Source organism: Brenneria corticis, assembly GCF_003115855.1.
Taxonomy (GTDB): Bacteria; Pseudomonadota; Gammaproteobacteria; order Enterobacterales; family Enterobacteriaceae; genus Brenneria; species Brenneria corticis.
The window spans coordinates 123,641-148,775 of record NZ_KZ819077.1; the positions used below are offsets into that span (position 1 = coordinate 123,641).

The following is a 25,135-nucleotide window of genomic DNA, read 5'->3' on the forward strand; positions in this document are numbered from 1 at the left end:
CAAAAAAAACAGCATTCCCGTTCCGGCGCGTTTCGCCGGCTGCCTCCTCCTGCTTGCCGAGCAGCAACCGGCAGCCTATCGAGCCAGACCGCTACGCCCCTTCCGCTGCTACCTTTTGCGATACAATCGCCGCTTTGTGCTGCATGCGGTTTTGCATCTGGTCAATGATGACCGCCACGATAATCACGATGCCTTTAATCACCATCTGCCAGAATTCACTTACCCCCATCATCACCAGGCCGTCCGCCAGAATGCCGATGACGAAAGCGCCGATCAGCGTTCCCAGTATCGTCCCCCGTCCTCCGGCCAGCGAGGTTCCGCCAAGCACCACCGCGGCGATGGCGTTCATTTCAAACGCCGTCCCGGTGGCCGGATGGCTGGCGACCAGTTGGGAAGAAACCACAATCCCGGCAATGGCGGCGCAGAAACCTGAAATGGTGTATACCCAGACTTTTACCTGGCGCACTTTCACCCCGGATAGCTCGGCGGCGCGCTCGTTATCGCCAATGGCGTAGACATGGCGGCCGAACGGCAGACGGCGAGCCACATAGGCGATAATCAGCGCCAGTACGAACATCAGCCAGATGGCAAACGGGAGGCCGAGGATCGTGCCTGCGCCAATCAGTTCAAAGCCGGTATTGCCCAGTTGAGGATTCCCCGCCAATCCCGGGAAGGTTTCACCGCCGGAAATCAGCATGGCGGCGCCGCGTACGATGTACATCGTACCCAGCGTGCAGATAAACGGCGCCACGTTGTAACGGGTGATGATCCAGCCGTTAATCGCCCCGATAAAGGCGCCGATCAGCAATACCACCGGCACAATCACCCATACGCTGGGGAAAATGGCGATGCCGAACATCGGCAGGACGATCCCCTGGGTAATCATATAGCCGGCGATCATGCCGCATAGCCCCAGCGTTGCGCCTATCGACAGGTCGATGCCGGCGGTGATGATGACGAAGGTGATGCCCAGCGCCAGAAACGCATTGATGGCGATGTGTTTGACCATAATGATCAGGCTGCCGGTCGCCAGAAACCCTGGAACGGTAAAGGCGAAAAAGCCGAGAATCAGAAACAGCGCGATAAAAGTGCGCAGCCTGAGGATCAACAACAGCAAGCTCTCACGCGAGCGTACGAACTTGCCGGGTAATAGCGCGCCGGACGCCGCCGGAAGGTTAGTCGTTTTCATTGTCAGAACCCTTGTGCACTTGCCGAAACCAATGCCGACTCGCTGGCGGACTGACGGGCGATATTCGCCGTCAGCTTGCCGTTCGACATCACCAGAATACGATCCGATACCGCCATGATTTCCTTCAGGTCCGAGGTGGAAAACAGTACGCCGATACCCTGCTCAGACAGCTTGACCATCATTTCAAATACGTCGGCCTTTGCCCCCACGTCGATTCCGCGGGTCGGCTCATCCAGCAGCAGGATCTTGGGGCTGGTCAGCAGCGAGCGGCCGATAACCACTTTCTGCTGATTGCCGCCGCTCAGCGCCTGAATCTCCACCTGCGGCGAGGAAACCTTGATGCCCAGACTGCCGATAGTGGTGGCGACCACTTTCTCCTCCTCCTGGTGAAATATCGCCATACCGTATTTCAGCCGCCGCCATAAGCTGGCGATGGTCAGGTTGGAGGCCACCGACGATAAGGGGAAAATACCGGTTTTTTTGCGGTCTTCCGGCACCAGGCTCATGCCCATGCGGATACGATCGGCGGTGGACAGGCGCGTATGCACCGGTTTGCTATCGAGGTAAATCTTGCCCAGATAGTCATGCTGCGTGCCCAGCAGGCACTCGAACAGTTCGGTGCGTCCCGCCCCCATCAGACCGTAAATGCCGACGATTTCGCCCTCTCTCACCATAAAGGAAACATCGTTGACCACTTTGTTGCCCGCATCGTTGAGGCAGGTGATGTGTTCCGCTTCCAGTACCGGCGCGCCAAAAGTCCGCCCCGGCCGCAGGAAACTGGATACGGGATCGCCGCCCAGCATTTCCCGAATGATCCACGGCACGTCGATTTCATTGACCGCCGCTTCGGCCTGAAAACGGCCGTCGCGCAAAATGGTGATGTAATCGCCAATGGCCATCAGCTCTTCCAGACGGTGGGAAATATAAATAATGGAGACGTTTTGCCGGGTAAGTTCGCGGATCACCCGAAACAGAATGTCCACTTCGGTTTTACTTAACGCCGAGGTGGGCTCATCCAGAATCAGGATATCGGCCTGTTCGGCCAGCGCCTTGGCGATTTCCACCAGCTGCTGCTGCCCCACTTTCAGGCCGGCCACCTCGGTGCGCGGCGAAATATCCTGATCGAGGCGCGCCATCAGCTGCGCGGCGATTTTCTCCTGTTGCTGGTAATCGATGGGGCCCAGCCCTTTCTGAATCTCCCGTCCCAGAAAAATGTTTTCCGCCACGCTCAGGTTTTCTGACAGGTTAAGCTCCTGATGCACCATGCCGATGCCTTTGGCCGCCGCATCGCGGGTATTGGCGATACGCACCACCTCGCCGTTCAGCAGGATCTGGCCGGAGGTCGGCTGCTGCACGCCGGCCAATATTTTCATCAACGTCGATTTGCCCGCGCCGTTCTCCCCGATGATTACATTCACCTTGCCGCGATAGACGTTGTAATCCACGTTATCCAGCGCTTTGGTGCCGGGAAACAGCATCGTGACGCCGCGGGTAGCCATGACAATGTCCGGTTTCTGGGTCATTTACTGGGCCTCCCCGGATGATTCGGCCGGCAGCAATTCGAGCGGCACCGCGTCGCGGATGTCCTGCCCGGTCAGTCTTAACGCGGCAAGCACCTGGATATCTTTTCCCTGCCAGTCGTCATCAATAGCCGGCAAATTCTCCATGGCCTTTTTATTCAGCGAACGCGCCAGCTGAGCGAACTGCACCTGATTTTTAAAATCCTCAAAGCGAATGAACCCGGCGGCATCGCGAATCGCATTGCCCTTGACGATAGGCCCCAGCTGCAACGCAACCGTCTCGCCCTGCACGCCGATCTCCAGTCGACCTTCACGACCTTGGCGATCGACTTTCATCACCTTCCCCTGAAACCGCGCATATACCGCTTTGCCTGCGCCGCCCGTCAGCGATGCCTGCTGCTTTTTCAGTTCATCCCAGCTCAGCGCCTGTTCCTGTGCCAGCGGCAGCAGCTTCGGTTGCCAGAGTTGGATCGCAATAGTATCCGGCGTCATGTTGTTATAGCTCGGGGTCGCGGACGGATCGACGGGGATAATCGGCTTGCCGTTTTCATCCAGATCCACCACCGTACAGGCCGACAGCAACAGCGCGCACAGACCGATCCACCCGGTACGGCATCGTTGATAACGCTGCATAATGGCTCCTCTATTGTTGCACTCTCCTGACTCGGGGCGCTTACGCTCCCCGGTCACTCCTTTTTACGGTTGTCGCGCGCTTAGGGTTTCAACGCAAAGGTACTGAGCTTGCCGGCGTTGGACTCATCAATCAGAATGCAGTCCATCAACTGCTTTTCGTCATGCTGGGCTTTACCGTTTTTCAGGTAATAGTCGGCCTGTTCCACCGCCATCTGCGCCTGCTCCCAGCCGGGTTGCAGCACCGTCGCCTTGATGTTGCCTTTATTGATAATGGAATCGCGCACGTAGTCGCTGCCGTCAAACCCCACCACGATGACATCATGCCGCCCCGCCGCCTTCAGCGCCGCTTCGGCGCCCAGCGCCATGGTGTCGTTGCCGGAAATGACCCCGGCGATATCCGGATTGGCCTGCAGGATGGATTCCATACGGTTGAAGGCTTCGGTCTGGCTCCAGTTGGCGGTCTGCCGGGCAACTATCTTCAGATCCTGGTATTCATCGATCACGTCGTGATAGCCCTGGGAACGAACGTGCGCGTTGGTGTCTGACTCGCGACCGATCAATTCAACGTATTTGCCCTTTTGCCCCATCAATTCAACAAACTTCTCGGCGCCAAGCTGCGCGCCCTGATAGTTATTGGAGACAATCTGCGCCACCGCGACGCCGGTTTCGTTAATCTCGCGATCGATGAGAAAAGCCGGTATTCCCGCCGCCTTGGCTTTTTTCAACGGCCCGATGGTGGCATCGGCGCCGGCGTTATCCAGCACGATGGCTTTTGCCTTACGGGCAATCGCCGTTTCAATCAATTGGTTTTGCTTGCTCACGTCATCATCGTGGGAAGCGACCAGAGTGGTGTAGCCCAATTCAATAGCCTTGGCTTTGGCGCCTTCCGCCTCGGCTTTAAAAAAGGGGTTATCGTGGGATGGGGTAATAATGGCGATCAACCCGTTGTCGGCCGCATAGGCAGCGGCGGAAAGAGAAAGCATGATGGCCGTAAGGCAGGGTTTCAGTAGGTAAGGTTTCATTATTATTCTCCTCTTTGAATATATATTCAATATTGAATTAACATTCATATGGAGTTTTGCAAGCAAACTGGAAATTGTCCAATGATAAAAACAGGAATAGCGAAGCAGCTCACAAATTGTTTACATTTGTGATTCAACGCAGGGTAAGGCGGGTAATTGAGTAATGCGAAGGCGGATGACGGCCGGTCATCCGCGGAGATTTAACCGTTTGGGCAAGATTTACGCTTTCCCCTGCGAGGCGTCATCCTGTCGCTGCTCGGCGATCTCTTCACGCTGGAGAGAAAGCGGGCCGCACCATTGCTGGGCCAGCCAGCAGGCAATCACCACCAGCAGCCAGCTTATCAGCGTAGCGGCCACCAGATCCCGGGGCCAGTGCATTCCCAGCACCAGACGGCTTCCCATCACCGCGGTCGCCCACAGCATTAACACCACCACCGTTTTGTAATGCCGGCGCGCCCACAATAAGCCGACGCCCAGCAGCGCCCAGGTGGCGGCGAACATCGTATGGCCGGAAGGAAAGGCGAACCCGGTCTCAAACTGCCAGTGCTGACGCAGCCAGTTGGGGATCTGCCGTTCGTTATGCAGTTGCTCTTTTACCACGTCGCCGCGTTCCTTACGCGGCAGAGAATAGAAATAGCTATCGTCAATCTGGTGATTATTCTCCAGCCAGACGACGAACGGGCGCGGCTCCTGAACCCACTCTTTAATCGCCGATTTCGTCCCCTGGCCGATCAGTACCGTAATGATCATGATCGCCAGCAGGCCGAGCGCGGGTTTCAGTCGAAAGCGCAGGCACCACAGAAACCAGAGGCCCAGAATGATGCTGGTCAAGGTTCCCCAGGGCGACGTCACCGTTTCCGTCGTCCAGAACAATATACGCAGCCATAAGCCACTATATTCCGGTTGCCACTGCCACCCGCTGGCCCAAATAATCAACGGCATGATCAGCAAAAATAGTGCGCCGATAGTGGTCCGTTTGGCGATGTCGTACATCATTTCTCCCTATAATTCAGTGTGATGTCTAAAACAATATTTTCACAATTCTAGCAGAAAAACCGGCATCGGCCGTCAGTATGGCGTAAAATAGCCCGCGGTTTCGTCAATGGGAAAACCATCGCCTCACTATTTCCCCATCGTTTAAGCACGATCGGTGAGTGCAATGCCTTAACTTTTTAGCTATGGTTTTTCGCTGGTCAAAGCCACCATCCGGCAGTAGGATGCGCGTCAGCATTTTTTTGTTTTTTTGGAGAATAACATGCAGCTAAAACGGGTGGCAGATGCCAAATTACCCACCCCCTGGGGCGATTTCCTGATGGTGGGATTTGAAGAGATCGCCACGGGGCATGATCATCTCGCATTGGTTTACGGTGATATTTCTGGCTCGGTTCCGGTTTTGGCTCGAGTGCACTCTGAATGCCTGACGGGTGATGCATTGTTTAGCCTGCGCTGCGACTGCGGATTTCAGCTCGAAGCCGCTTTGAGCCATATCGCCGAGGAAGGCCGCGGTATATTGATCTACCATCGGCAGGAAGGCCGCAATATCGGTTTGCTGAATAAAATTCGCGCCTATGCGTTACAGGATCTGGGCGCCGATACGGTTGAAGCCAACCATCAGCTGGGTTTTGCCGCCGACGAACGCGACTTCACGCTGTGCGCCGATATGTTCAAACTGCTGGGTGTCGATGAAGTCCGCCTGCTGACCAATAATCCGCAAAAAGTAAAAATCCTCAATGAGGCCGGCATCAATATCGTCGAGCGGGTGCCGTTAGTAGTGGGCCGCAACCCGAAAAACGAACGCTATCTGGCGACCAAAGCCGCCAAGATGGGACATCTGCTGGATATGAAATAACGCGCCGGTCAAAGTGAATGCCAGGCTGCCCTGGCATTCCTCCCCTCTTAATGCCTGATGATATAAATATCCTTGCTGTATATATCCGCTTTCTGATCGGGCTTGAACCCGCCGATATAGGGTTTTACCAGCTGCGCGCGCACATAATAATAGATGGGGAGCAGCGGAACCTGCTGCTGAAGAATTTTTTCCGCCTGATGATAGTCGCTATTACGCGCCGCCAAGCTGTCCGCGTTGACCGCGCGATCCAGCAGGGCGTCATATTCGGCATGGGTGAATTTCCCCTGATTATTGCTGTTGCCGGTACGCAGGATATCAAAATAGGTGGAAGGCTCGTTATAATCCGCCCCCCAGGACGATCTCACCACCTCGAAATCGCCGGTGCGCATCGTGTCCAGCATGCTCTTCCACTCCTGATTTTTCAGCCGCGCCTCCACGCCCAGCGCCTGCTTCCACATGGAGCTGGCGGCGATGGCGATGCGCTGATGCGACTCGGACGTGTTGTACAGCAGGTCGAACTTGAGCGGCCGCTGCGCGCTGAACCCCGCATCGGACAGCAGCTTTTTCGCCTCGGCGTTTCTCTGCTGCTGGGTCCAGGCCGCCCACTCCGGCGGTTCGCCGGCAAAGCCCGCCATACCGGGCGGTAACGGGCTATAGGCGGGCAACTGCCCCATGCCCAACACTTTTTCGGCAATCACCGTTTTGTCCAGGGCCAGATCCAGCGCCCGTCTGACGCGCGGATCGTTAAACGGCGGTTTTTGCGTATTGAATTTATAGTAGTAAGTCGATAACTGCGGGTTCACCTTAACCTGATCGGGCAATTCCGCCTTGAGCGCGTTGAACAGATGCGGCGGCAGCGTAAAAGTCACCTCCACCTCCCCGGCCTTGTAGCGATTCACCTCCGCCGTGTTTGACACGATGGGCAGATAGGTCACCTTGTTGAGTATGGTATGGGCGTTATCCCAATAATAGGGGTTGCGTTTGGCGACAATGCGCTCGTTGACCACCCACTCGTCAAGGGTGAAAGGACCGCTGCCGACGAAATTGCCGGGCTGGGTCCATTTATCGCCATACTTTTCAATCGCCGCTTGCGGCAGGGTGACGACGGCAAAATGGTCGACCATCGCCAGAAAATAGGACAAAGGCCGATCCAGTTCGATTTGCACCGTGCGCTTATCCAGCGCCCTGATGCCCAGGTCGCTGGCGGGCTTCTTCCCCGCCGCGATATCCGCCGCGTTGCGCACATGCATATTGGGGATATAGGACTGATAGGGGGAAAGGGTTTGCGGATCGACCAGACGCCGCCAGCTAAAGACGACATCGTCGGCGGTGAGCGGAGTGCCGTCGGACCACTTCAGATCCGGACGCAAATGAAACGTCCAGAGCTGGTGGTCCCGCTGCTCCCACTTTTCGGCCAGGCCGCCGGAAATGCTGCCGTCATCACGCACCGCAATCAGTTTTTCAAAAAAATCATGAATAATATTGGCTTCGACGTCGCTTTCCACTTTGTGCGCATCAAGCGAGGCGGGTTCGGAACCGTTGCCGCGCACCAGTTCCTGTTTTTCCGCCAGTTGCACCCCCGCGGGCAGCTCCGCGGGCAGCTCCGCCGCATCAACGGCAGCCGGGACCAACGCGGAACAAAGCGAAAACAGCAAAACGCGGCGCGCTTTTTTACCGACGTTTAACGTTAAATTCATACCCTCTCCTTATGCACCGTTTAACCCCGATATGAGTAATAACGCGCGGAAGCCCTCCACGGCAAGTGGATATAATGCGGTCGTCAGGAATAGCGCCTGGCGCGGGAATATTCCGCGTCAGGCGTTGGCTGGTTTATCCCCGGTTTCCGCCGAGGGTAAAGCGATAGCGCAGGTAAACCCGGAAGTCGTCGAAGTTCTCTCCTTTCTCCGCATCGATAAACGCGTAGCGCAGACGTACGCTGAATCCGTCAAGGGCGCCGGAAAAATCGTACTGCACGCTCAAGTCGGTCTCATTGACGTCTTTTGCCTGCTGGGTGGAGTACTGAAGCCTGTCGGTATCGTAATAGGCGTGGAAGATATAGGCGTTAAGTCCTTTGATGCCGATTTGCGAGAAATCATAAGCGACTCTCAGCGCATAGGCGGTCTCGTCGGCCCGGCCGGCGGCGTTGATCTGCTGTATGATGACTTTTTCATCGCCCCACGGCACATAGAGCTCGTCGTTGCCGGTTTTGGCGTAGAACGCGGTGATATGGAAACCGTGAGCCTTGAAGCCGGTATTGAAACCATATTGGTAAGTGTCGAATTCCCTGCCGCCCAACTCCTTGCCGATCGACTTCTGAAACAGCACCGACGGCGCGAAAAACAGTTGATAATCGCCGACGTCCTTCGCCGCGTGAACTTTGAAAAAGCCGGTGTCGAATACATCGTCCATATGGTATATCCAGCCCTGGAGCTGAACGTTGGCGACATCGACGGGGAGCTGGTATTTCGCCCCGCCGGCGACCAGATCCCGGTTCACCTCTTTGCCATCGACGGATATCATCGAGGTGAATTGATCGTCCCACCAGCCTTCGAACGCCGTAATATAGTAAGCGGACAACTCCAGATTCTCCACGCTGTTATTCACCACGGAGAGGCCCCGGTAGGTCTTGGGCAGCAGCCGTATATCATGACCGCTCATAAAGGGGGTATTTATCTCCTGCGCGCCGAATTTTATCCGGGTATCGAACCAGTCGCCCTGCACATAATATTCCTGAAGACGCGAGAAACTCTGATGCTTCTTGGTGCCGTATCCCTGAACCAGGCCGTAGACCTGATGACTATCGTTGCTGCCGATATCGTTGGCGCTGGCGAAAGCGGCGCCGGCGCTCAATCCGTTAACGGCGGCGGTGTTGTAATAAAATAAAGTGCCCGCGGCCAAATCGGCTCTTTTATCGCTTTTATCAAAATTCCTTTCGAAATAATAGCCTCTCAATTCGCCTTTAAGCGTTCCCTGTTCAAAGGCTTCCTGCAGATTGTCCGCGGCAAATGCGGTAGGGTTTGATATTAATAATAGCGATGATAGAAATAGCGCAAAATTTTTCATTTTGCTTCCCTCTAAAAAAGAAATAATACCCGCCGTATACCCGTCATACTTCAAGCTGCAGATGCGTTGGCTGCGCTCAGTCACCCGAGTCACTTACCTGTGTAAGCTCATCGGGATTCCTTCACTTGCCGCCTTCCTGCAACTCGAATTATTTAGGGTATATATAAATACGGCGAGGGAGTCGCGGATATTTATTTTATATACTTAACCGCGTTTTCCGCGGCGATCCGCCCGGCGTTCAGCGCGAAGGCGAAACTGGCGCCGCCCATTTCCAGGCCGTAGCTGTCGCCGTACATGCCGCCCGCATCAAGTCCGCCCGCGTAAAGCCCGGGAATGGTTTTTCCCTGCGCGGTCACGACTTCCGTTTTCTCATTGATCCTTATGCCGCCGAACGTACCCAGCGCCCGGGGTTGAAGCTTGGTCACATAGAACGGCCCTTTTTCCACCGGCCGCAGAAAGTCGGCGTTTTTAAAGAACTGTTCGTCCTTATGTATCGCCGCCGCTTTATTATTATTGGCGATGGTTTCTTTCAGCACCTTGGGGTCCGCGCCGATTTTCTGCGCCACCTCATCGATGGTGTTGCATTTGAATACGTTGCCGTTGTTTTTGGCCAGCTCTTTATTAAACTCCTCGTCAAGTTTATCCAGCTTGGTGCCATAGATTACCCATTCGCCTAAAGCCATCTGGATGCCGTCGTTGAGAAACAGCTGTCTTGTCTGCTCGTCGTAGATGGAGTAGGCCACGCCGCCGATGCGTTCCAGCGCGTTGCCGGAGAAAGGCCACTCGGAGATATTGTGCTCATCGGTGTACCGCCTGCCGTTGGGATCGACGTAGAGATAGGGCTGAACCGCGGCCGCGATAAGGTGCGAGGTGGTGGAAAAATCAGGCAGGCCGGGACGATAAGGGATCATAATCTCCGCCCCCTCCTCGCCCGCTCCCGCCTCCCAGGCCATCTGAATACCTTCGCCGTCCTTACCCGCCTGACCGACCATAATCACGTCGGGAAACCGGGCGTATTTTTTCAGCATTTCCTTATTGTTGCCGTAGCCGCCGGTGCCGATGATCACCGCCTTGGCGTTGACGATGACCTTTTCACCGTCTTTATTGACCCCTTCAACGCCGACGATGCGGTTGTCCTTCTTAATCAGCTTCTTACCCGGCGTCTGCAGCAGAATCGTGCCGCCCAGATCGCGGAATTTCTGGTTCAGCGCCGCCATTACCGCGCTGCCATGATTGTAACGTTTGCCGTTAATCTCAAGCTCGCCCACCACGTGCCAGGTCAGGGGGCCGCCGAAAGCGCCTACGCCGATAAACTCATAATTCACCCCGAACTGTTGCAGCCATTCGAGAGTCTCGGCGGATTTGAGCACAATAGCGCTGACCAGCGGCGCGTTGGCCCGCCAGTGGCTGTAGTTCATGATCGCATGGAAGGCGAACTTCCTGGATACATCAATGCCCTGTCTTTTCTGCATCGTGCTTTCCGCGGCGAAAATGCCTTCGGCGTAATTTGCCGAACCGCCGGCAATGGCCTGTTTCTCCAGTATGATTACCTCGGCGCCGAGCATTTTTGCTTGTACGCCCGCGGCAAGACCGGTTCCGCCGCCGCCGACGACGACAATATCGGTGTCGTACACCTTGTCCGCATAGACCGGGAAAGAGAGCAACGCCGCGATCAGCGCGGCGAGCAGCGTCCTGATAGAAAATGCATGTTTCATGAGTCAGTCCCTCTTAATATATATTTTATTTATTCGGCTTCCTGTTACCGATGCTCGACACGCCGGTTCAGCGTTTATTTTCAAGCGGCATCGGCGTTGGCTCATCGCTTTTAACCCGATAATTTCCATGGAAAACCATCCGGTAGCCATAGCGATATATTGAAATCTATATCCGCAGCTATTGAAGGTATGTGATTTAAAAAGAATGAGATTTATGACTGACTGTCATCAAAAGGAAATGGACGATTGAATGCGAGGACATCCCTGTAAATGGTGCACAGGCGCGCTATCGCCCTAAGACTATCCTGCCGACATCTGAAAGCCAGTGTCCGAGAGGGTTCAAACCCTGCCTATCCGCGAGAACAGGCTATATCATCTTGCCGGGTAAGAAACGCTCGCCGGGGATCACCTTAGCGCAGCGCGAAGGGAGGAACTGTGAACATGGTCATTAACTGTACAAAACGCCATCAGTCAAATAACCGGAATTTGATCCAGCGCTGAATCCGCCCGGCTTCGCTCCGCCAGCAAACGTATCCGCCAGCGGAGCGCGACTCGCCGTTCAGAGCATATTACGAATGACATAATGCAGGATGCCGTCGTTCTGGTAATAGGTCAGTTCGTTGCGGGTATCGATGCGGCAGCGGGTTTTAATCACCCGACTATTCCCCGCGTTATCGGTAATGGTTACGTTTACCGCCGCGCCGGGCGTTAACTGATTCAATCCGCTAATCGATATCTGCTCATCGCCGGTTAATTCCAGCGTCTTGCGCGTCACCCCGCTTGGGAACTCCAGCGGCAGAATCCCCATACCGATAAGATTGGAACGGTGAATACGCTCGAATGATTCGGCGATAACCACGCGTACCCCCAGTAAACGCGGCCCCTTCGCCGCCCAGTCGCGGCTGGACCCGGAGCCGTACTCCTTGCCCGCCAGCAAAGCCAGCGGGACATTTTCCTGTTGGTAACGCATGGCGGCGTCATAGATCGTCATCTCGTTTTGCGAAGGGATATGCCGGGTATATCCCCCTTCCGTGCCGGGCACCATCTCATTGCGGATACGAATATTGGCGAAGGTGCCGCGCATCATCACCTCATGATTGCCGCGGCGCGAGCCGTAGGAGTTGAATTCTTTGGTCTCTACGCCGCGCTCCAGCAGGTAGCGTCCCGCCGGGCTGTCGCGTTTGATATTGCCCGCGGGAGAGATATGGTCGGTGGTGACGGAGTCGCCCAGCATGGCCAGAATGCGGGCGTTATGGATATCCCGCACTGGTTCCGGTTCTTTTTCCATATGGAGGAAAAACGGCGTCTGGCGGATATAGGTCGATTCCGCTGGCCACTGATAGGTGGGATTATTATCGACCTCGATGTCTTTCCATTCCTGAGTACCTTCAAATACCGCGGCATACTGTTTATGAAACATATCCGCGCTGACGTTCAATACGGCGTCGGCCACCGCTTTTGCCGTCGGCCAGATATCCCGCAGATAGACCGGACGACCCTGGCCATCTTCCCCCAGGGGTTCGCCGGTAAGATCAATATTCATGTTTCCCGCCAGCGCATAGGCCACCACCAGCGGCGGCGAGGCCAGCCAGTTGGTTTTCACCAGCGGATGAATACGCCCTTCAAAGTTGCGGTTTCCCGACAACACCGCGCCGACGGTCAAATCGCCGGCTTTAATCGCCGTTTCGATGGCGTCCGGCAGAGGACCTGAATTACCGATACAGGTGGTGCAGCCGTATCCCACCAGATTAAAGCCCAGCTCATCAAGATAGGCCGTTAAGCCGGCCTTGGCGTAATAGTCCGTGACCACGCGCGAGCCCGGCGCCAGCGATGTCTTAACCCAGGGCTTTTTCTTCAGCCCCCGTTTTACCGCATTCTTCGCCAATAATCCGGCGGCCATCAGTACGCTGGGATTCGAGGTATTGGTACAGGAGGTGATCGCCGCAATCACCACGGCGCCCTGATGCAGCTGGTGCGTCTCCCCGTCCAGGGTAAATTCCTCATACTCCGGCCGGGTTTTCACCGAATTGATATCCAGTTCCCTGCTTGCCTCGAACGCCTGGGGCACCGCCGCCAGGGCAACCCGGTCCTGCGGGCGTTTCGGGCCGGCCAGGCTGGTCTCGACGCTCCCCAGATCCAGCGCCAGCTGGCTGGTGAATACCGGCTCATCGCCGGTATTACGCCACAATCCCTGTTGCTTGCTATAGGACTCGACCAGGGCGATCTGGTCGTCGCTGCGGTTGGTCAGGCGCATATATTCCAGCGTGATGTGGTCGATGGGGAAAAAACCGCAGGTCGCGCCGTACTCCGGCGCCATATTGGCAATGGTCGCCCGATCGGCCAACGGCAAATAGTCCAGGCCGTCGCCGTAGAACTCCACAAACTTCCCCACCACGCCGTGTTTGCGCAGCATTTGCGTTACGGTGAGCACCAGATCGGTCGCGGTGATCCCCTCGCGCATTCTTCCGCTCAATTTAACCCCGACCACGTCCGGAATAAGCATGGAAATCGGCTGGCCCAGCATGGCGGCTTCGGCTTCAATTCCGCCGACGCCCCAGCCCAGTACGCCAAGGCCGTTAATCATGGTGGTATGCGAGTCCGTTCCGACCAGCGTATCGGGATAGGCCAGCAGTTTATCCTGCCGCTGTTCATACCATACCGCTTTCGCCAGATATTCCAGGTTCACCTGATGACAAATGCCCGTTCCCGGCGGCACCACGCTGAAGTGGCTGAAAGCGTTTTGCCCCCAGCGCAGAAACTGGTAGCGCTCATAGTTGCGTTCCATTTCCAACTGCGTGTTATCCGCCAGCGCCAGCTCGTCGCCAAAGTGATCCACCGTCACCGAGTGGTCGATCACCAGATCGACCGGCGACAGCGGATTCACCTTATTGACGTCGCCGCCCAGGCGCTCCACCGCGGCGCGCATGGCGGCGAGGTCGACCACCGCGGGCACGCCGGTAAAATCCTGCATCAGCACGCGCGCGGGACGGTAGGCTATCTCCCGCTCGACATGGCCGGTTTTCAGCCAGGAAACCACGGCCTGGAGATCCTCTTGCCGGACCGTATCGTCATCCAGATGGCGCAGCAGGTTTTCCAACAATACTTTTAATGACTTGGGTAAGTTATCAATCTCCCCAAGCTGCCTGGCCGCCAGGGGTAAACTGTAATAGTGATAGGTTTGTTGCCGTATCCTAAGCGTATCCAGACAGCTGTCGCGAAGAAAATGAGATGACATGCTTCCTCCCAAAGTGACCTGATAAATCATTATTTTGCGTCAACCGGCCATTCAATACCCAGCCTGAACACGCGGTCTTGTTTAAATATAACACAAACAAAAAACAACATTTTTGCAACAACACCCAATAACCGCAGCGATAGCCGCTGGCTATTGATAAATGGCGTTAAGGAGAGATTTTTCCCGGAGGAAAATTAAGTAAAGTTAGCGGTCGTTTTGGCCGATAGTGAATAAGGCTAACGATCTCTTCGCTATCGTTTTTGGGGGGGATGACAAACGTTTTGCCGGATGGCTCACAGCCTGATATCGCCTGTTGTAGTAAAAATAAAAACGCGTTCAGTGAATAAACCGCAGCCCATCTGTTGATGGATAAAAAAATAATATCAAGGGGTTATACATGAAACTGTTTTATAAGCCGGAAAGCAGTTCCCTTTTTGCTCATATTGTTTTGCTGGAGTCCAAGTTGGACTTCAAACTCGAAAAGGTGGATTTCAAAACCAGGAAAACCGAACGCGGGACGGATTACCTATCGATTAATCCCAAAGGGCTGGTGCCCGCCTTAATGCTTGATGATAATTCCGTGTTGACCGAGGGCGTCGCCATTGCGCTGTATATCGCGGACAAGGTTCCGCACTGCAATCTTATTGCCCCGATAGGCAGTATGGCGCGCTACCACACCATTGAATGGCTTAACTACATCTCTGCTGAATTACATAAAACCTTTTCCCCGATATTTCGTCCCGGCACGCCGGAAACCTACAAAGAGCTGCTGTTTGAGTATCTGCAGGTAAGATTTCGCTATATCAATCTGGTGCTGAGCGAACAGAATTATCTGATCGCCAACCGGTTCAGCATCGCGGATGCCTACCTGTTTACCGTTATGCGCTGGGCGCAGTCGCTGAAGCTGGATATGTTCCGCTACCCTGCGCTGGCCGCCTACCTTGAACATATTGCCGAACGGCCTTCGGTAGCAACGGCGCTCAAGGTTGAAAGGTTGAAAGGTTGAAAGGTTGAAAGGTTGAAGATAAAGCGCGCGGCGACCACCGCGCTTTATTCGTACCCTTACAAACGCACCGCCTGAAAATGATGGCGCGGATTAACGATGCCGTCCTGTGCGGCGACCAGCTGCAGCTCATATTGGTTCATCTCTTTCGTTATCAGCATAACGTCGTAAACCGCCGACGTGGTGTGCTCCAGCGCTTTATCCAGCGCCACGCCCTTGAGTAAATTCACCAGCAGTAATCCGCTGGTCAGATCGCCGACGCCGACGGGCTGACGTTCGAACTCCACCAGAGGCCGGCTGATATGCCAGGCATCCGTCGGCGTGACCAGCAGCATTTCAAAGCTGTCGCTGCGATAAGCCGCACGGCTGAGGTGCTTGACCAGCACGATTTTCGGCCCCTGCTCGCACAGCGCTCTCGCCGTTTCCACGGCTTCCGCCACATTATGCACCGCATGGCCGCTGAGCTGCTCCAGCTCAGGCAGGTTCGGCGCAATCACATCCGCCGCCCGTAACGCCTGACGGCAATGAAAATCCGCCACTCCCGGCGCGACAATGCAGCCTTTTTCCGGCGAGCCCATCACCGGATCGCAGAAATAGAGCGCCTGCGGATTTATCGCCTTGACCTGGCGAACGATCCCCAGAATATGCTCGCCCTGTTCAGGCGAACCAATATAACCGCTCAGCACCGCATCGCAATCTTTCAGTCGGCCGATATCCGCAATGCCCTGCACAATCTCGGTCAGATGGCCGGCGGGCATGACGCAGCCGGTCCAATGGCCGTATTGGGTATGATTGGAGAATTGCACCGTATTAAGCGGCCAAACGTTTGCGCCCATTCGCCGCATGGGAAACTCGGCGGCGCTATTGCCGGCGTGACCGAAAACAACGTGTGACTGAATGGAGAGTATGTTTTTCATTTGCTGTGACTCAAATCCTTGCCAGCGCATGCGCGCATCAATAACCGCTAAAAGACAGGGAGCTTACGCTCCCTGATTTCCCGTATCTATGCTTTCCAGCAGATCAGGCAGTAGTGCTTTTTACCCCGGCGCAGCAGGGTGTAACGGCCGAACAGGCGATCGCCGTCGCTAAAGGTATATTCCGCATCGGCCTGTTTTACGCCGTTGACCGTCACCGCGTTGGAGGCGATCATGGTGCGAGCCTGACCGCGCGACGGCACCAGCTCGGCGTTAACCAGCGCCTGCTGTAAATCGGCGTTTCGCTCCAGCTCAACGATCGGCATGCCATCCTGAGCCAGTTGGGCGAAATCTTCCTGCGTCATATCCTGCAGCGAACCGGAGAACAGGCTTTGGGTAATGCGGCGCGCCGCGGCCAGGCCCGCTTCGCCATGCACCATACGGGTCACTTCTTCCGCCAGCACATGCTGCGCGCGCGGCGCCTTACCGCTGTTTTTATCCTCTTCTTCCAGCGCATCGATCTCTTCAAGGCTCATAAAGGTGAAGAATTTCAGGAAGCGGTAAACATCGGCATCGGCGGTATTGATCCAGAACTGGTAAAACTTGTAAGGACTGGTTTTGCTGGCGTCCAGCCAGATTGCGCCGCCTTCGGTCTTACCGAATTTAGTTCCGTCGGATTTGGTGATCAGCGGCACGGTCATGCCGTAAACCTGTTGCTGATTCATGCGGCGGGTCAAATCAATACCGGAGGTGATATTGCCCCACTGGTCGGAACCGCCGATTTGTAATTCAACATTATGCTGCCTGTTCAAAGAGGCGAAGTCATAGCCCTGCAGCAGATTGTAGGAAAATTCGGTAAAGGAGATGCCCACGTCGTCCCGGTTCAGACGCTGCTTGACCGCTTCCTTGTTAATCATCTGATTAACCGAGAAATGCTTGCCGATGTCGCGCAGGAAATCCAGCACGTTCATACTGCCGAACCAATCATAGTTATTGGCGGCGATCGCGCTGTTTTCGCCGCAGTCGAAATCCAGAAACGGCGAGACCTGGCGGCGAATTTTTTCCACCCATTCGCTGACGGTTTCCGCGGTATTCAGTTTACGCTCCGTGGCTTTAAAACTCGGGTCGCCAATCAGGCCGGTCGCCCCGCCCACCAGCGCCACCGGCTTGTGACCCGACAGTTGGAAACGTTTCAGGCAAAGCAGCGGAACCAGATGCCCCAAATGCAAGCTGTCGGCGGTAGGATCGAAGCCGCAATACAGCGCGATCGGCCCTTGCGCCAGTCGCTCCGCCAACGCTTCCTCGTCCGTCACCTGGGCAATCAGGCCCCGCTCTTGCAGTTGTTTAATCAGGTTACTACTCGCCATCGATAACTCCGTTTTTATGCCAAATATCGCGTTGTACGCCGCGGCAAGCTGATTCGCCGCGGCCTATTATTGGTTTTTTATGCCCTGCCTGCTTTGGGTATCTTCGTCCCGTTTAACATCAGGTCAAACGCCCACGCCGCTCAAAACGGCGATGGCGCGAAACGCCATAGGATAAAGCGCTCAGGGCAGGATCGCCAGAGTTTAACCAGGATATTTCAAGATTAAGGCGCCAAACGATCGACCTTCCAGCCGTCGTCCTGCCGTTGATAGAAGAAGCGGTCATGCAGACGGTGCTCACCCCCCTGCCAGAACTCCATGGAATCGATAGTAATGCGGAAACCGCCCCAGAAGCTCGGCAGCGGCACTTCGCCATGCTGGAATTTCTGCTTGAGCTCCAGAAATTTGCTCTCCAGAATGCCGCGGGCCGAAATCCTGCTGGACTGTTTGGAGACCCACGCGCCGATCTGGCTCTCTTTTGGGCGGCTGTGGAAATACTTGATGACGTCAAGCGCGGGCAGCTTCTCGGCACGCCCCAGCACCATGACCTGCCGATCCAGCATGTGCCAGGGAAACAGCAGGCTCACCTGCGGATTGTGCGCCAGGTGGCGCGCCTTGCGGCTTCCCATATTGGTGTAAAACACCATGCCCTGTTCATCGTAATGCTTCAACAGCACGATACGCTGATAGGGTTGCCCCTGCTCATCGACGGTGGCGACCGACATGGCGGTGGGATCCGCCAGCCGGGCTTCACATGCCTGCTTCAGCCAGCGCTCAAACAGATCCAGCGGATTGTCGGTAAGGTCGCGGCGGCGCAGTCCGCCGAGAGTATACTCACGGCGTAGATCCGCGATATCGGGTACCTGAAAGGAAGGCGTACTTTCCTGTGTCATAGTGTGATGATGTCCTGCTGTGGCAATTTAAAAGAGGAGATTAATCTCGTTATTCTGCGCCCGTACCCGCAAAATCTCAATCGCCGGCGACACCATCGGTCGTTGTCGGGTCAGCATCAATCCGTGTAAAAACGCCGCGTTAAAGCCCGATCATTTCAAAACGCAGTCATCAACAATGACCCGTTCGCCGCGCTGAATAAAGGCATGGTTTCCCTTGCTCCAGAAGGTGTAGTTTCCATCGCTGAATCTTGCGCCGGAGGCAGAGGGCATCTGCGGCAGAGTGTGGCGTTCTCCGTCCAGCAGGAAGACGACCTGTGACGCCGATTTATCGTCCTGCCGCATCGTTACCGTCAGCGGCATGGTGCCGCACTGATAAGACAGGGTGTTAACCGACTGTTGATGACCAAAATAGCTGCATCCGCTTAATAGGACCAGCACCGCCCCTGTCAGCAGTGATTTCATTACTCTTCTCCCGTTGTTGCCGATAGCGGTGAAACGCGCGTCGCGCGGATGCCATCGACGCTTTCACCGCACTCAGTGTAGCAACAGGCCGGTCGATGAAATCTCAGCAAAATCCGATTAGTCGATCGCGGCGGGATAAATCGCCCCCAGCACCGTTTCCCGGCTGGCGCCGGTCACGGACGGCAGATTTCCCGGCAAACCGGATAGCGTGCGGGAAGCCAGCCAGGCGAACGCCAGCGCTTCCATATCATCGCCGCTGACGCCGAATTCATCCGTCGGGCCGACTTCAATACCGGGCAACATGGCCGAAAGCCGCGCCATAATCAGCGGATTCCGGGCGCCGCCGCCGCACACCAATAATCGTTCACAGCCGCCGGCCAACAGGACCTGATCGGCAATACTCACGGCAGTGAGTTCAACCAGCGTGGCCTGAACGTCCTGAGCCGGGATCGGCGGCAGCCCGGCCAGTTTTTTCTCCAGCCAGCCCAAATTGAAGTATTCACGACCGGTACTTTTCGGCGCCGTCCGGGAAAAATAGGGATCGGCCATCATCCGCCGCAGCAACAGAGGGTCAACCTGCCCCGTCATCGCCCATTTGGCGTCTTTATCATAGGGTTGCGCGCAATGACGCCAGCTCCAGGCATCCAGTAACATATTTCCCGGACCGCTATCGTAGCCGCGCACCGCGGCCCCCGGAAACAGCAGCGACAAATTGGCGATGCCCCCGATATTGAGTACGATGCGGCGCTCGGTCGGGTGCTGCAGCAAGGCATGATGAAACGCCGGCACCAGAGGCGCCCCCTGCCCGCCGTAGGCCAGATCGCGGCGGCGAAAATCGCCCACGGTGGTAATGCCGGTCATGGCGGCAATGCGGTTGTTATCGCCGATTTGCAGCGTACAGCCCGCCTCGCCGTTCGGCTCATGCCAGACGGTCTGCCCGTGACAGCCGATAGCGGTGATATCCCGCGCATTCACCCCCGTCTCTTTAAGCAATGCCAGTACCGCCTCGGCGAACAGGATCCCCAGGCGGGTATCCAACTGCCCGAGCGCGGACAGCGTGACCTGCTGTCCCTGGCACATGCCCAGAACGGCCTTTTTGATATCCTGCGGCAGCGGGTGGCAATAGCTGGCCTGCTGCGCAACGGTGTACTCATCGATAGCCGCCATCACCACGTCAATACCGTCGAGGCTGGTGCCCGACATCACACCAATATATCTGCCTGATCTCATTTCATGACCTTTTCCCCGCAGGGTAAAGAAAACTAACAATTAAACATGGGCCAAGGGTAAAAATAGCATTTTAAAGCACTGAATTATTATATTTTTTATGTTTTGTTATCGCGGTTGAATTTTTGTTAAAAAAGTGGCCAGGTGATGAGGCGCAGTATAGCAAAAACCGGGATGGCAAATTTTCCTCTCCGTTTACCATCAATTTAAAGACACTATTATATTCTGCAAAAAAGAGTAAAAAGAGTGGAATGGAACATTAAGCCAGACCATAATTTAACCGTATACCATCGTCGGCCGAGGCTGAGCCAACCCGACATATCGCCATTACAGGAGTATTTATTATGATGAAGCGTTTGCTTGTGGTTACCCTAGCTGGTATCACCCTGGCTGGTTGTGCCAATACCAGTACGCTTTCAGGAGATGTTTACAGCGCATCCGAAGCCAAGCAGGTGCAAACCGTCACCTACGGCACCATCGTATCAACGCGTCCGATACAAATTCAGGCGGGTGAGGACTCCAACATCATCGGCGCGCTTGGCGGTGCGGTTTTGGGGGGCTTTTTGGGCAACACCGTCGGAGGGGGATCCGGCCGTAGTCTGGCAACTGCCGCAGGCGCGGTTGCGGGCGGCGTAGCCGGCCAAAGCGCTACGGGCGCGCTAAACCGGACTCAAGGGGTGGAACTGGAAATCCGTAAGGATGACGGCAGCACCATTATGGTGGTTCAAAAACAAGGCGACACCAGATTCAGCGCCGGGCAACGTGTGGCGATGGCCAGCAACGGCCGCAGTATTACCGTCTCCCCTCGCTAATTCATGACCATAATCACCACCCGCACGGTGGTGATTACCATCAATAATTATTACGTTATTGTTAAAAATTCAGCAAAAATACAACCGGCAAAACGCCAAAATCTATTTTTCCTGCCGCAAAGACAGCGTTCAAAGATTAACTAAGACTGGCCCTCATGCAACGCCAGTATATTTTTTTCCAAACGCGAAATCAGCAAGGCCAATTCATCGACCTGTTCAGGGGTGATGCCGAATAGAATTTCGTTACGAGTGTGACTCACTACATCATTGACTGCTTGTATGATCGGTTCCGCGGCTTCGGTAAGCATTATAAGCTTGGCGCGTCTGTCGTGTGAGCACACATGTCTGGTAATCAAACCCTTATCTTCCAGTTGATCCAACGTTCGAACCAATGAAGGCTGTTCGATCCCTATCGCTTTCGCCAGTTGAATCTGCGACTGACCGGGCGGAAGATGGTAAATATTATGTAGCGTCACCCAATGCGTTTGCGTCAGTTCCAGCGGTTTTAGCCGATGATCAATTAGCGCGCGCCAAACTCGCACCAAACGGGCTAAATCAGATCCTAATGGCAATTCCATAAACTCTCCTTATAATTAGCATGCTAAGTTATATCCCTGGATTGCAATCAACTCTGATTTATAAAAATGGGGAAAATGATTTTTATTATTTTATAAAATGAGATTCTACCAAATAAACGGGTGGTAGAAATGATCTCAGACTTATTTTATTAAGTGACCGTTTAGATAGCGTTAAAATAAAGACGGCTGCCGCGACTCCGCGGGCGGCTCTGATTTCCCGCTGCGCAACTGGCGTTTCATTCGCTGCCGGCACAAACGCAGCACCTCCTGTTTCTGCATGTCGCTCATCTGCCCCCAGGCGAAACGCTCATCGCGGCTGCGAAAACAACCGCGGCAAAAACCTCGCTCATCAGACTGACAAACGCCACGGCAAGGATTGGGAACAGCAAAGAGTTCAAGTTGCTCAGGCACCGCGCCTCCTTCTACTACCCCGTTTATTGAAGCCCCGATCGCGCTCTCTGGCAAGTCTTTGCTGACAGTAACAGGTGAAATAATTAGATAGCCTTTGTAATTTAAGGGGATTTTCCTACGTCAGCGTTTTGCCTGGTCGGCAATGGCTTGGACTCGGCATATCTACAACGCTATACTTCTCATTCGTTAGCTTTTTTTCGCCATGCTGCCGTGCATCACGGTAGCCAACCGAGGAAATTAAAATTATGCGCCTACTTCACACCATGCTGCGTGTTGGTGATTTACAACGCTCTATCGACTTTTATACCAACGTGTTGGGTATGCGCCTGCTGCGCACCAGTGAAAACGCGGAGTATAAATATACCCTGGCATTCGTCGGTTATACCGAGGAAAGCGAAGGCGCGGTCATCGAGCTGACTTATAACTGGGGCGTGGAGCGTTACGATCTGGGGAATGCGTATGGCCATATCGCCCTGGGGGTGGACGACGTGGCCGCCACCTGCGATCGCATCCGCAAAGCGGGCGGAAATGTGACCCGCGAAGCCGGTCCGGTAAAAGGCGGCACCACGATCATTGCGTTCGTTGAAGATCCGGACGGTTATAAAATCGAGCTGATAGAAAAATCCCAATCCGGCCAGGGGCTCGGCAATTAATCAATCTCGGCGGGCGCCCGATTGGCGCCTGCCGGACTCCCGCGCATACTGCATCTCTCGCCAAAATTTGCCATAATACGCGCTGTATTTTGCTAAAGATTAAGAGACTAATGGCTGATAATAATGACCTGAACGCCCTGAGCGGTCGTTTCCGCGGGTTTTACCCGGTGGTGATCGATGTTGAAACCGCCGGGTTTAACGCCAAAACCGATGCCTTGCTGGAAGTCGCAGCGATAACATTAAAAATGGACGCCGATGGTTGGTTGCAGCCGGATGAAACCCTACATTTCCACATTGAGCCTTTTGAGGGCGCAGTATTGGAACCCGCGGCCCTGGCGTTTAACGGCATCGATCCCGGCAACCCGTTACGCGGCGCAGTCAGCGAATATGAAGCCCTGCATGAAATCTTCAAGGTCGTACGCAAGGGAATAAAAGATCAGGGTTGCAACCGGGCCATTATCGTGGCGCATAACGCGACCTTTGATCACGGCTTTATCATGGCCGCCGCCGAGCGCTGCAGCCTGAAACGCAATCCCTTTCACCCTTTCGCCACCTTCGACACCGCCGCGCTCAGCGGGCTGGTTCTGGGACAAACCGTGCTTGCCAAAGCCTGCCTCGCCGCGGGTATCGCTTTTGATTCCAGCCAGGCGCATTCCGCCCTCTACGACACCAATCAGACGGCGCAGCTCTTCTGTGAACTGGTCAACCGCTGGAAGCGCATGGGCGGATGGCCGATCGCGTTGGATGAAAATCAAGCGACCGCCGCCTCCGCGGCAAGCTAAGCCCGCTGAAAAAAAAAGAGAGGGCGGCTTTCGCTCCCCTCTCTTTTCGTTATACGGCAGATTTCGTCATACGGCAGGCATCGCGCTTATACACGACTCCCGGCGAGCTTATTCCTGATCCTGCTGCTGGGATTTGTATTTATCCGCCGTCTCTTTAATCAGCGGCTGCAGCTCGCCGCGCTGGTACATTTCAATAATGATGTCGCAGCCGCCGACCAGCTCACCGTCGACCCACAGTTGGGGAAAAGTCGGCCAGTTGGCATACTTGGGCAACTCGGCGCGGATATCCGGGTTCTGCAGGATGTCGACATAGGCGAAACGTTCGCCACAAGCAGACAACGCCTGTACCGCCTGGGCGGAAAATCCGCAGCTTGGCAGTTTAGGTGAACCTTTCATATACAGCAGAATCGGGTTTTCAGCGATCTGGCGCTGAATCTTTTCAATTGTCGTTGTCGTCATTCTCTTGCTTCCTCAAACCTATAGGATGGCTAACGTCATTTCATTAAATCAGATGAGCCATTACGGCGCCATCCACTCAATGATATTGTACCGAGGGCGGCAGCCACAAAAAAACGCTATTTTTTATGTGGGTATATTTTCGCCGCGACACGGGCCTTGGGGGATGAAATTCAGCGCGGCAGTGACGATAAATCCACCGAAAAAACCACCATTAACTTTTTTTCACTATTTTGTATGAAGAAAGGCTATATTCCCACTGTTTTATAATGCCGTTTTCGGGAATACTGTGCGCCATTGGCGATTTAAGGACTATTACCGATCGTTGCATCATGCGCTTATTTACCGGCCTTTTAATATTATGTTTCAGCCCCCTGTTGATGAATTTAGCGCAGGCGGCGCCTTATACGCCGAATTTGGCGCCGCAAAAATCCGCGGTGAACGGCGCGCAAGCCAATGCCGCCGCCGATAACGCTAACCCCCCCCGCGCCGCCAGGCATCAACGGCGGCAGGCGTCGTCAAGAACGACGAGCAGTACGCCGGCGCTGGTTAAAAAAAACCTTAAAAAATTGCCATCGGAAACCCGCCACCGGCTTTACTCCGCCCGTTCCAAAACCAAAGCCGCGCGGCAGGACAAAACGGGAAAAGGACCGGCGCTGAGCGAGACGCATAAAAAACGCTATCAACACGCCAAATTAACGGCGATGAATAAGCTGATGGGCCAGATGGGCAAACCTTATCGCTGGGGGGGCGCATCGCCCTTCACCGGCTTTGACTGCAGCGGTCTGGTTTATTACGCCTATAAAGACGTGGTTAAAATCCCTATCCCGCGCACGGCGAATGAAATGTACCACCTGCGCGACGCGGCGCCGATTAACAAAAACGAGCTGGAAAGCGGCGACCTGGTGTTCTTTCGCATCAACAAGCGCGGCGCGGCCGATCACGTCGGGGTTTATCTGGGAGAGGGAAAATTCATTCAGTCACCGCGTAGCGGCGCGGATATCCGTATCAGTAAATTGAGCGAGGATTACTGGCGAGAGCACTATGTCGGCGCACGCCGCGTGGTCACTCCCCAGACCATTCGCTAACCGGTTCGGGGTCAACGCCTGCGCGCAAAGCAAAGAATGCGGACAGGTTTTACGCTTAAAACCTGTCCGCGAGGATGAAAAAGAGCCACGGCCAAGGGCCGGTTAATTCAGTACGGCGGCAAAACTAAATACGATGATCATTGCCAACGCACCAATGGTGGTCAACAACGACAACTTCAGGTCAGAATCCATAGGCGTCTCCTTATTTTTGCGCACACCAATATCAGCAGAAAGTATCGACCGTCCTGGGAAGATTCAACCAAACT

General features: G+C 54.9%; 24 protein-coding genes. 6 read left to right on the plus strand and 18 right to left on the minus strand.

What is annotated here, in order from left to right:
* Positions 1-91: 91 nt before the first annotated feature.
* The 5 genes from DDT56_RS09855 to pgpB form a co-directional block, all read right to left on the minus strand.
* Positions 92-1,189, minus strand: coding sequence for an ABC transporter permease (locus DDT56_RS09855; protein WP_136166275.1), 1,098 nt, complete (start codon positions 1,187-1,189; stop codon positions 92-94).
* Positions 1,190-1,191: 2 nt separating this feature from the next.
* Positions 1,192-2,712, minus strand: a complete 1,521-nt coding sequence (locus DDT56_RS09860; protein ID WP_136166276.1) for a sugar ABC transporter ATP-binding protein — start codon at positions 2,710-2,712, stop codon at positions 1,192-1,194.
* Positions 2,713-3,342 carry a DUF2291 family protein gene (locus DDT56_RS09865; protein ID WP_136166277.1) on the minus strand — a complete coding sequence of 210 codons (630 nt, stop codon included), beginning with the start codon at positions 3,340-3,342 and terminating at the stop codon, positions 2,713-2,715.
* A gap of 80 nt (positions 3,343-3,422) precedes the next feature.
* Positions 3,423-4,364, minus strand: a complete 942-nt coding sequence (locus tag DDT56_RS09870) for a D-ribose ABC transporter substrate-binding protein (protein WP_168197598.1) — start codon at positions 4,362-4,364, stop codon at positions 3,423-3,425.
* A gap of 219 nt (positions 4,365-4,583) precedes the next feature.
* Positions 4,584-5,357 carry a phosphatidylglycerophosphatase B gene (gene pgpB, locus DDT56_RS09875; protein WP_136166378.1) on the minus strand — a complete coding sequence of 258 codons (774 nt, stop codon included), beginning with the start codon at positions 5,355-5,357 and terminating at the stop codon, positions 4,584-4,586.
* Positions 5,358-5,619: 262 nt separating this feature from the next.
* Here pgpB and ribA point away from each other — a divergent pair, with 262 nt between their 5' ends.
* Positions 5,620-6,213: a GTP cyclohydrolase II gene (gene ribA / locus DDT56_RS09880; RefSeq protein ID WP_009112444.1), complete on the plus strand. Its 594-nt coding sequence runs from the start codon at positions 5,620-5,622 to the stop codon at positions 6,211-6,213.
* A 47-nt stretch (positions 6,214-6,260) separates the two neighbouring features.
* Here the strand turns inward: ribA and DDT56_RS09885 are convergent, their stop codons facing one another.
* The 4 genes from DDT56_RS09885 to acnA all read right to left on the minus strand — a co-directional run bounded on the left by DDT56_RS09885 (position 6,261) and on the right by acnA (position 14,226).
* The gene (locus DDT56_RS09885; protein WP_136166278.1) at positions 6,261-7,910 is read right to left on the minus strand and encodes an ABC transporter substrate-binding protein; all 1,650 of its coding nucleotides are present in this window, start codon (positions 7,908-7,910) and stop codon (positions 6,261-6,263) included.
* A gap of 133 nt (positions 7,911-8,043) precedes the next feature.
* Complete coding sequence (locus DDT56_RS09890) at positions 8,044-9,276, minus strand: OprD family outer membrane porin (RefSeq protein WP_136166279.1); 1,233 nt, start codon at positions 9,274-9,276, stop codon at positions 8,044-8,046.
* 191 nt (positions 9,277-9,467) lie between these two features.
* Positions 9,468-10,991, minus strand: coding sequence for an FAD-dependent oxidoreductase (locus tag DDT56_RS09895; protein ID WP_136166280.1), 1,524 nt, complete (start codon positions 10,989-10,991; stop codon positions 9,468-9,470).
* A gap of 559 nt (positions 10,992-11,550) precedes the next feature.
* A complete protein-coding gene (acnA, locus tag DDT56_RS09900; protein WP_136166281.1) occupies positions 11,551-14,226 on the minus strand; it encodes an aconitate hydratase AcnA in 2,676 nt (891 codons plus the stop codon).
* Positions 14,227-14,623: 397 nt separating this feature from the next.
* Here acnA and gstA point away from each other — a divergent pair, with 397 nt between their 5' ends.
* Entirely contained in the window at positions 14,624-15,232 is a 609-nt protein-coding gene (gene gstA / locus DDT56_RS09905) for a glutathione transferase GstA (RefSeq protein ID WP_136166282.1), read from the plus strand.
* Positions 15,233-15,288: 56 nt separating this feature from the next.
* Here the strand turns inward: gstA and pdxY are convergent, their stop codons facing one another.
* From pdxY to anmK, 5 genes are all read right to left on the minus strand, one after another.
* Positions 15,289-16,146, minus strand: coding sequence for a pyridoxal kinase PdxY (gene pdxY, locus DDT56_RS09910; protein WP_136166283.1), 858 nt, complete (start codon positions 16,144-16,146; stop codon positions 15,289-15,291).
* A gap of 86 nt (positions 16,147-16,232) precedes the next feature.
* A complete protein-coding gene (gene tyrS / locus DDT56_RS09915; RefSeq protein WP_136166284.1) occupies positions 16,233-17,510 on the minus strand; it encodes a tyrosine--tRNA ligase in 1,278 nt (425 codons plus the stop codon).
* Positions 17,511-17,731: 221 nt separating this feature from the next.
* Positions 17,732-18,400 (minus strand): pyridoxamine 5'-phosphate oxidase, encoded by a 669-nt coding sequence (gene pdxH, locus DDT56_RS09920; RefSeq protein WP_136166285.1) that lies wholly within the window; start codon positions 18,398-18,400, stop codon positions 17,732-17,734.
* Between the two features lie 150 nt (positions 18,401-18,550).
* Positions 18,551-18,862 carry an MliC family protein gene (locus DDT56_RS09925; RefSeq protein WP_136166286.1) on the minus strand — a complete coding sequence of 104 codons (312 nt, stop codon included), beginning with the start codon at positions 18,860-18,862 and terminating at the stop codon, positions 18,551-18,553.
* 117 nt (positions 18,863-18,979) lie between these two features.
* A complete protein-coding gene (anmK, locus tag DDT56_RS09930; RefSeq protein ID WP_136166287.1) occupies positions 18,980-20,092 on the minus strand; it encodes an anhydro-N-acetylmuramic acid kinase in 1,113 nt (370 codons plus the stop codon).
* 341 nt (positions 20,093-20,433) lie between these two features.
* Between anmK and DDT56_RS09935 the strand changes: the two genes are divergently transcribed.
* On the plus strand, positions 20,434-20,901 hold the full coding sequence (locus tag DDT56_RS09935) for an outer membrane lipoprotein (RefSeq protein ID WP_136166288.1): 468 nt from the start codon (positions 20,434-20,436) through the stop codon (positions 20,899-20,901).
* A gap of 140 nt (positions 20,902-21,041) precedes the next feature.
* Here the strand turns inward: DDT56_RS09935 and slyA are convergent, their stop codons facing one another.
* Together slyA and DDT56_RS09945 are read right to left on the minus strand one after the other, a co-directional pair.
* Positions 21,042-21,479: a transcriptional regulator SlyA gene (gene slyA / locus DDT56_RS09940; protein ID WP_136166289.1), complete on the minus strand. Its 438-nt coding sequence runs from the start codon at positions 21,477-21,479 to the stop codon at positions 21,042-21,044.
* 171 nt (positions 21,480-21,650) lie between these two features.
* Complete coding sequence (locus DDT56_RS09945; RefSeq protein WP_136166290.1) at positions 21,651-21,890, minus strand: DUF1289 domain-containing protein; 240 nt, start codon at positions 21,888-21,890, stop codon at positions 21,651-21,653.
* 245 nt (positions 21,891-22,135) lie between these two features.
* Here DDT56_RS09945 and gloA point away from each other — a divergent pair, with 245 nt between their 5' ends.
* Together gloA and rnt are read left to right on the plus strand one after the other, a co-directional pair.
* Complete coding sequence (gene gloA / locus DDT56_RS09950) at positions 22,136-22,543, plus strand: lactoylglutathione lyase (RefSeq protein ID WP_136166291.1); 408 nt, start codon at positions 22,136-22,138, stop codon at positions 22,541-22,543.
* 110 nt (positions 22,544-22,653) lie between these two features.
* Entirely contained in the window at positions 22,654-23,325 is a 672-nt protein-coding gene (gene rnt, locus DDT56_RS09955; RefSeq protein ID WP_136166292.1) for a ribonuclease T, read from the plus strand.
* A 108-nt stretch (positions 23,326-23,433) separates the two neighbouring features.
* Here the strand turns inward: rnt and DDT56_RS09960 are convergent, their stop codons facing one another.
* Positions 23,434-23,784: a Grx4 family monothiol glutaredoxin gene (locus DDT56_RS09960; RefSeq protein WP_009112939.1), complete on the minus strand. Its 351-nt coding sequence runs from the start codon at positions 23,782-23,784 to the stop codon at positions 23,434-23,436.
* Positions 23,785-24,113: 329 nt separating this feature from the next.
* On the opposite strand from DDT56_RS09960, the gene DDT56_RS09965 reads away from it, so the two are divergent.
* Positions 24,114-24,869: a C40 family peptidase gene (locus DDT56_RS09965; protein WP_136166293.1), complete on the plus strand. Its 756-nt coding sequence runs from the start codon at positions 24,114-24,116 to the stop codon at positions 24,867-24,869.
* Positions 24,870-24,971: 102 nt separating this feature from the next.
* On the opposite strand, the gene cydH is transcribed toward DDT56_RS09965, so the two are convergent.
* Positions 24,972-25,061, minus strand: a complete 90-nt coding sequence (cydH, locus tag DDT56_RS09970; protein ID WP_136166294.1) for a cytochrome bd-I oxidase subunit CydH — start codon at positions 25,059-25,061, stop codon at positions 24,972-24,974.
* Between the last annotated feature and the right edge of the window lie 74 nt (positions 25,062-25,135).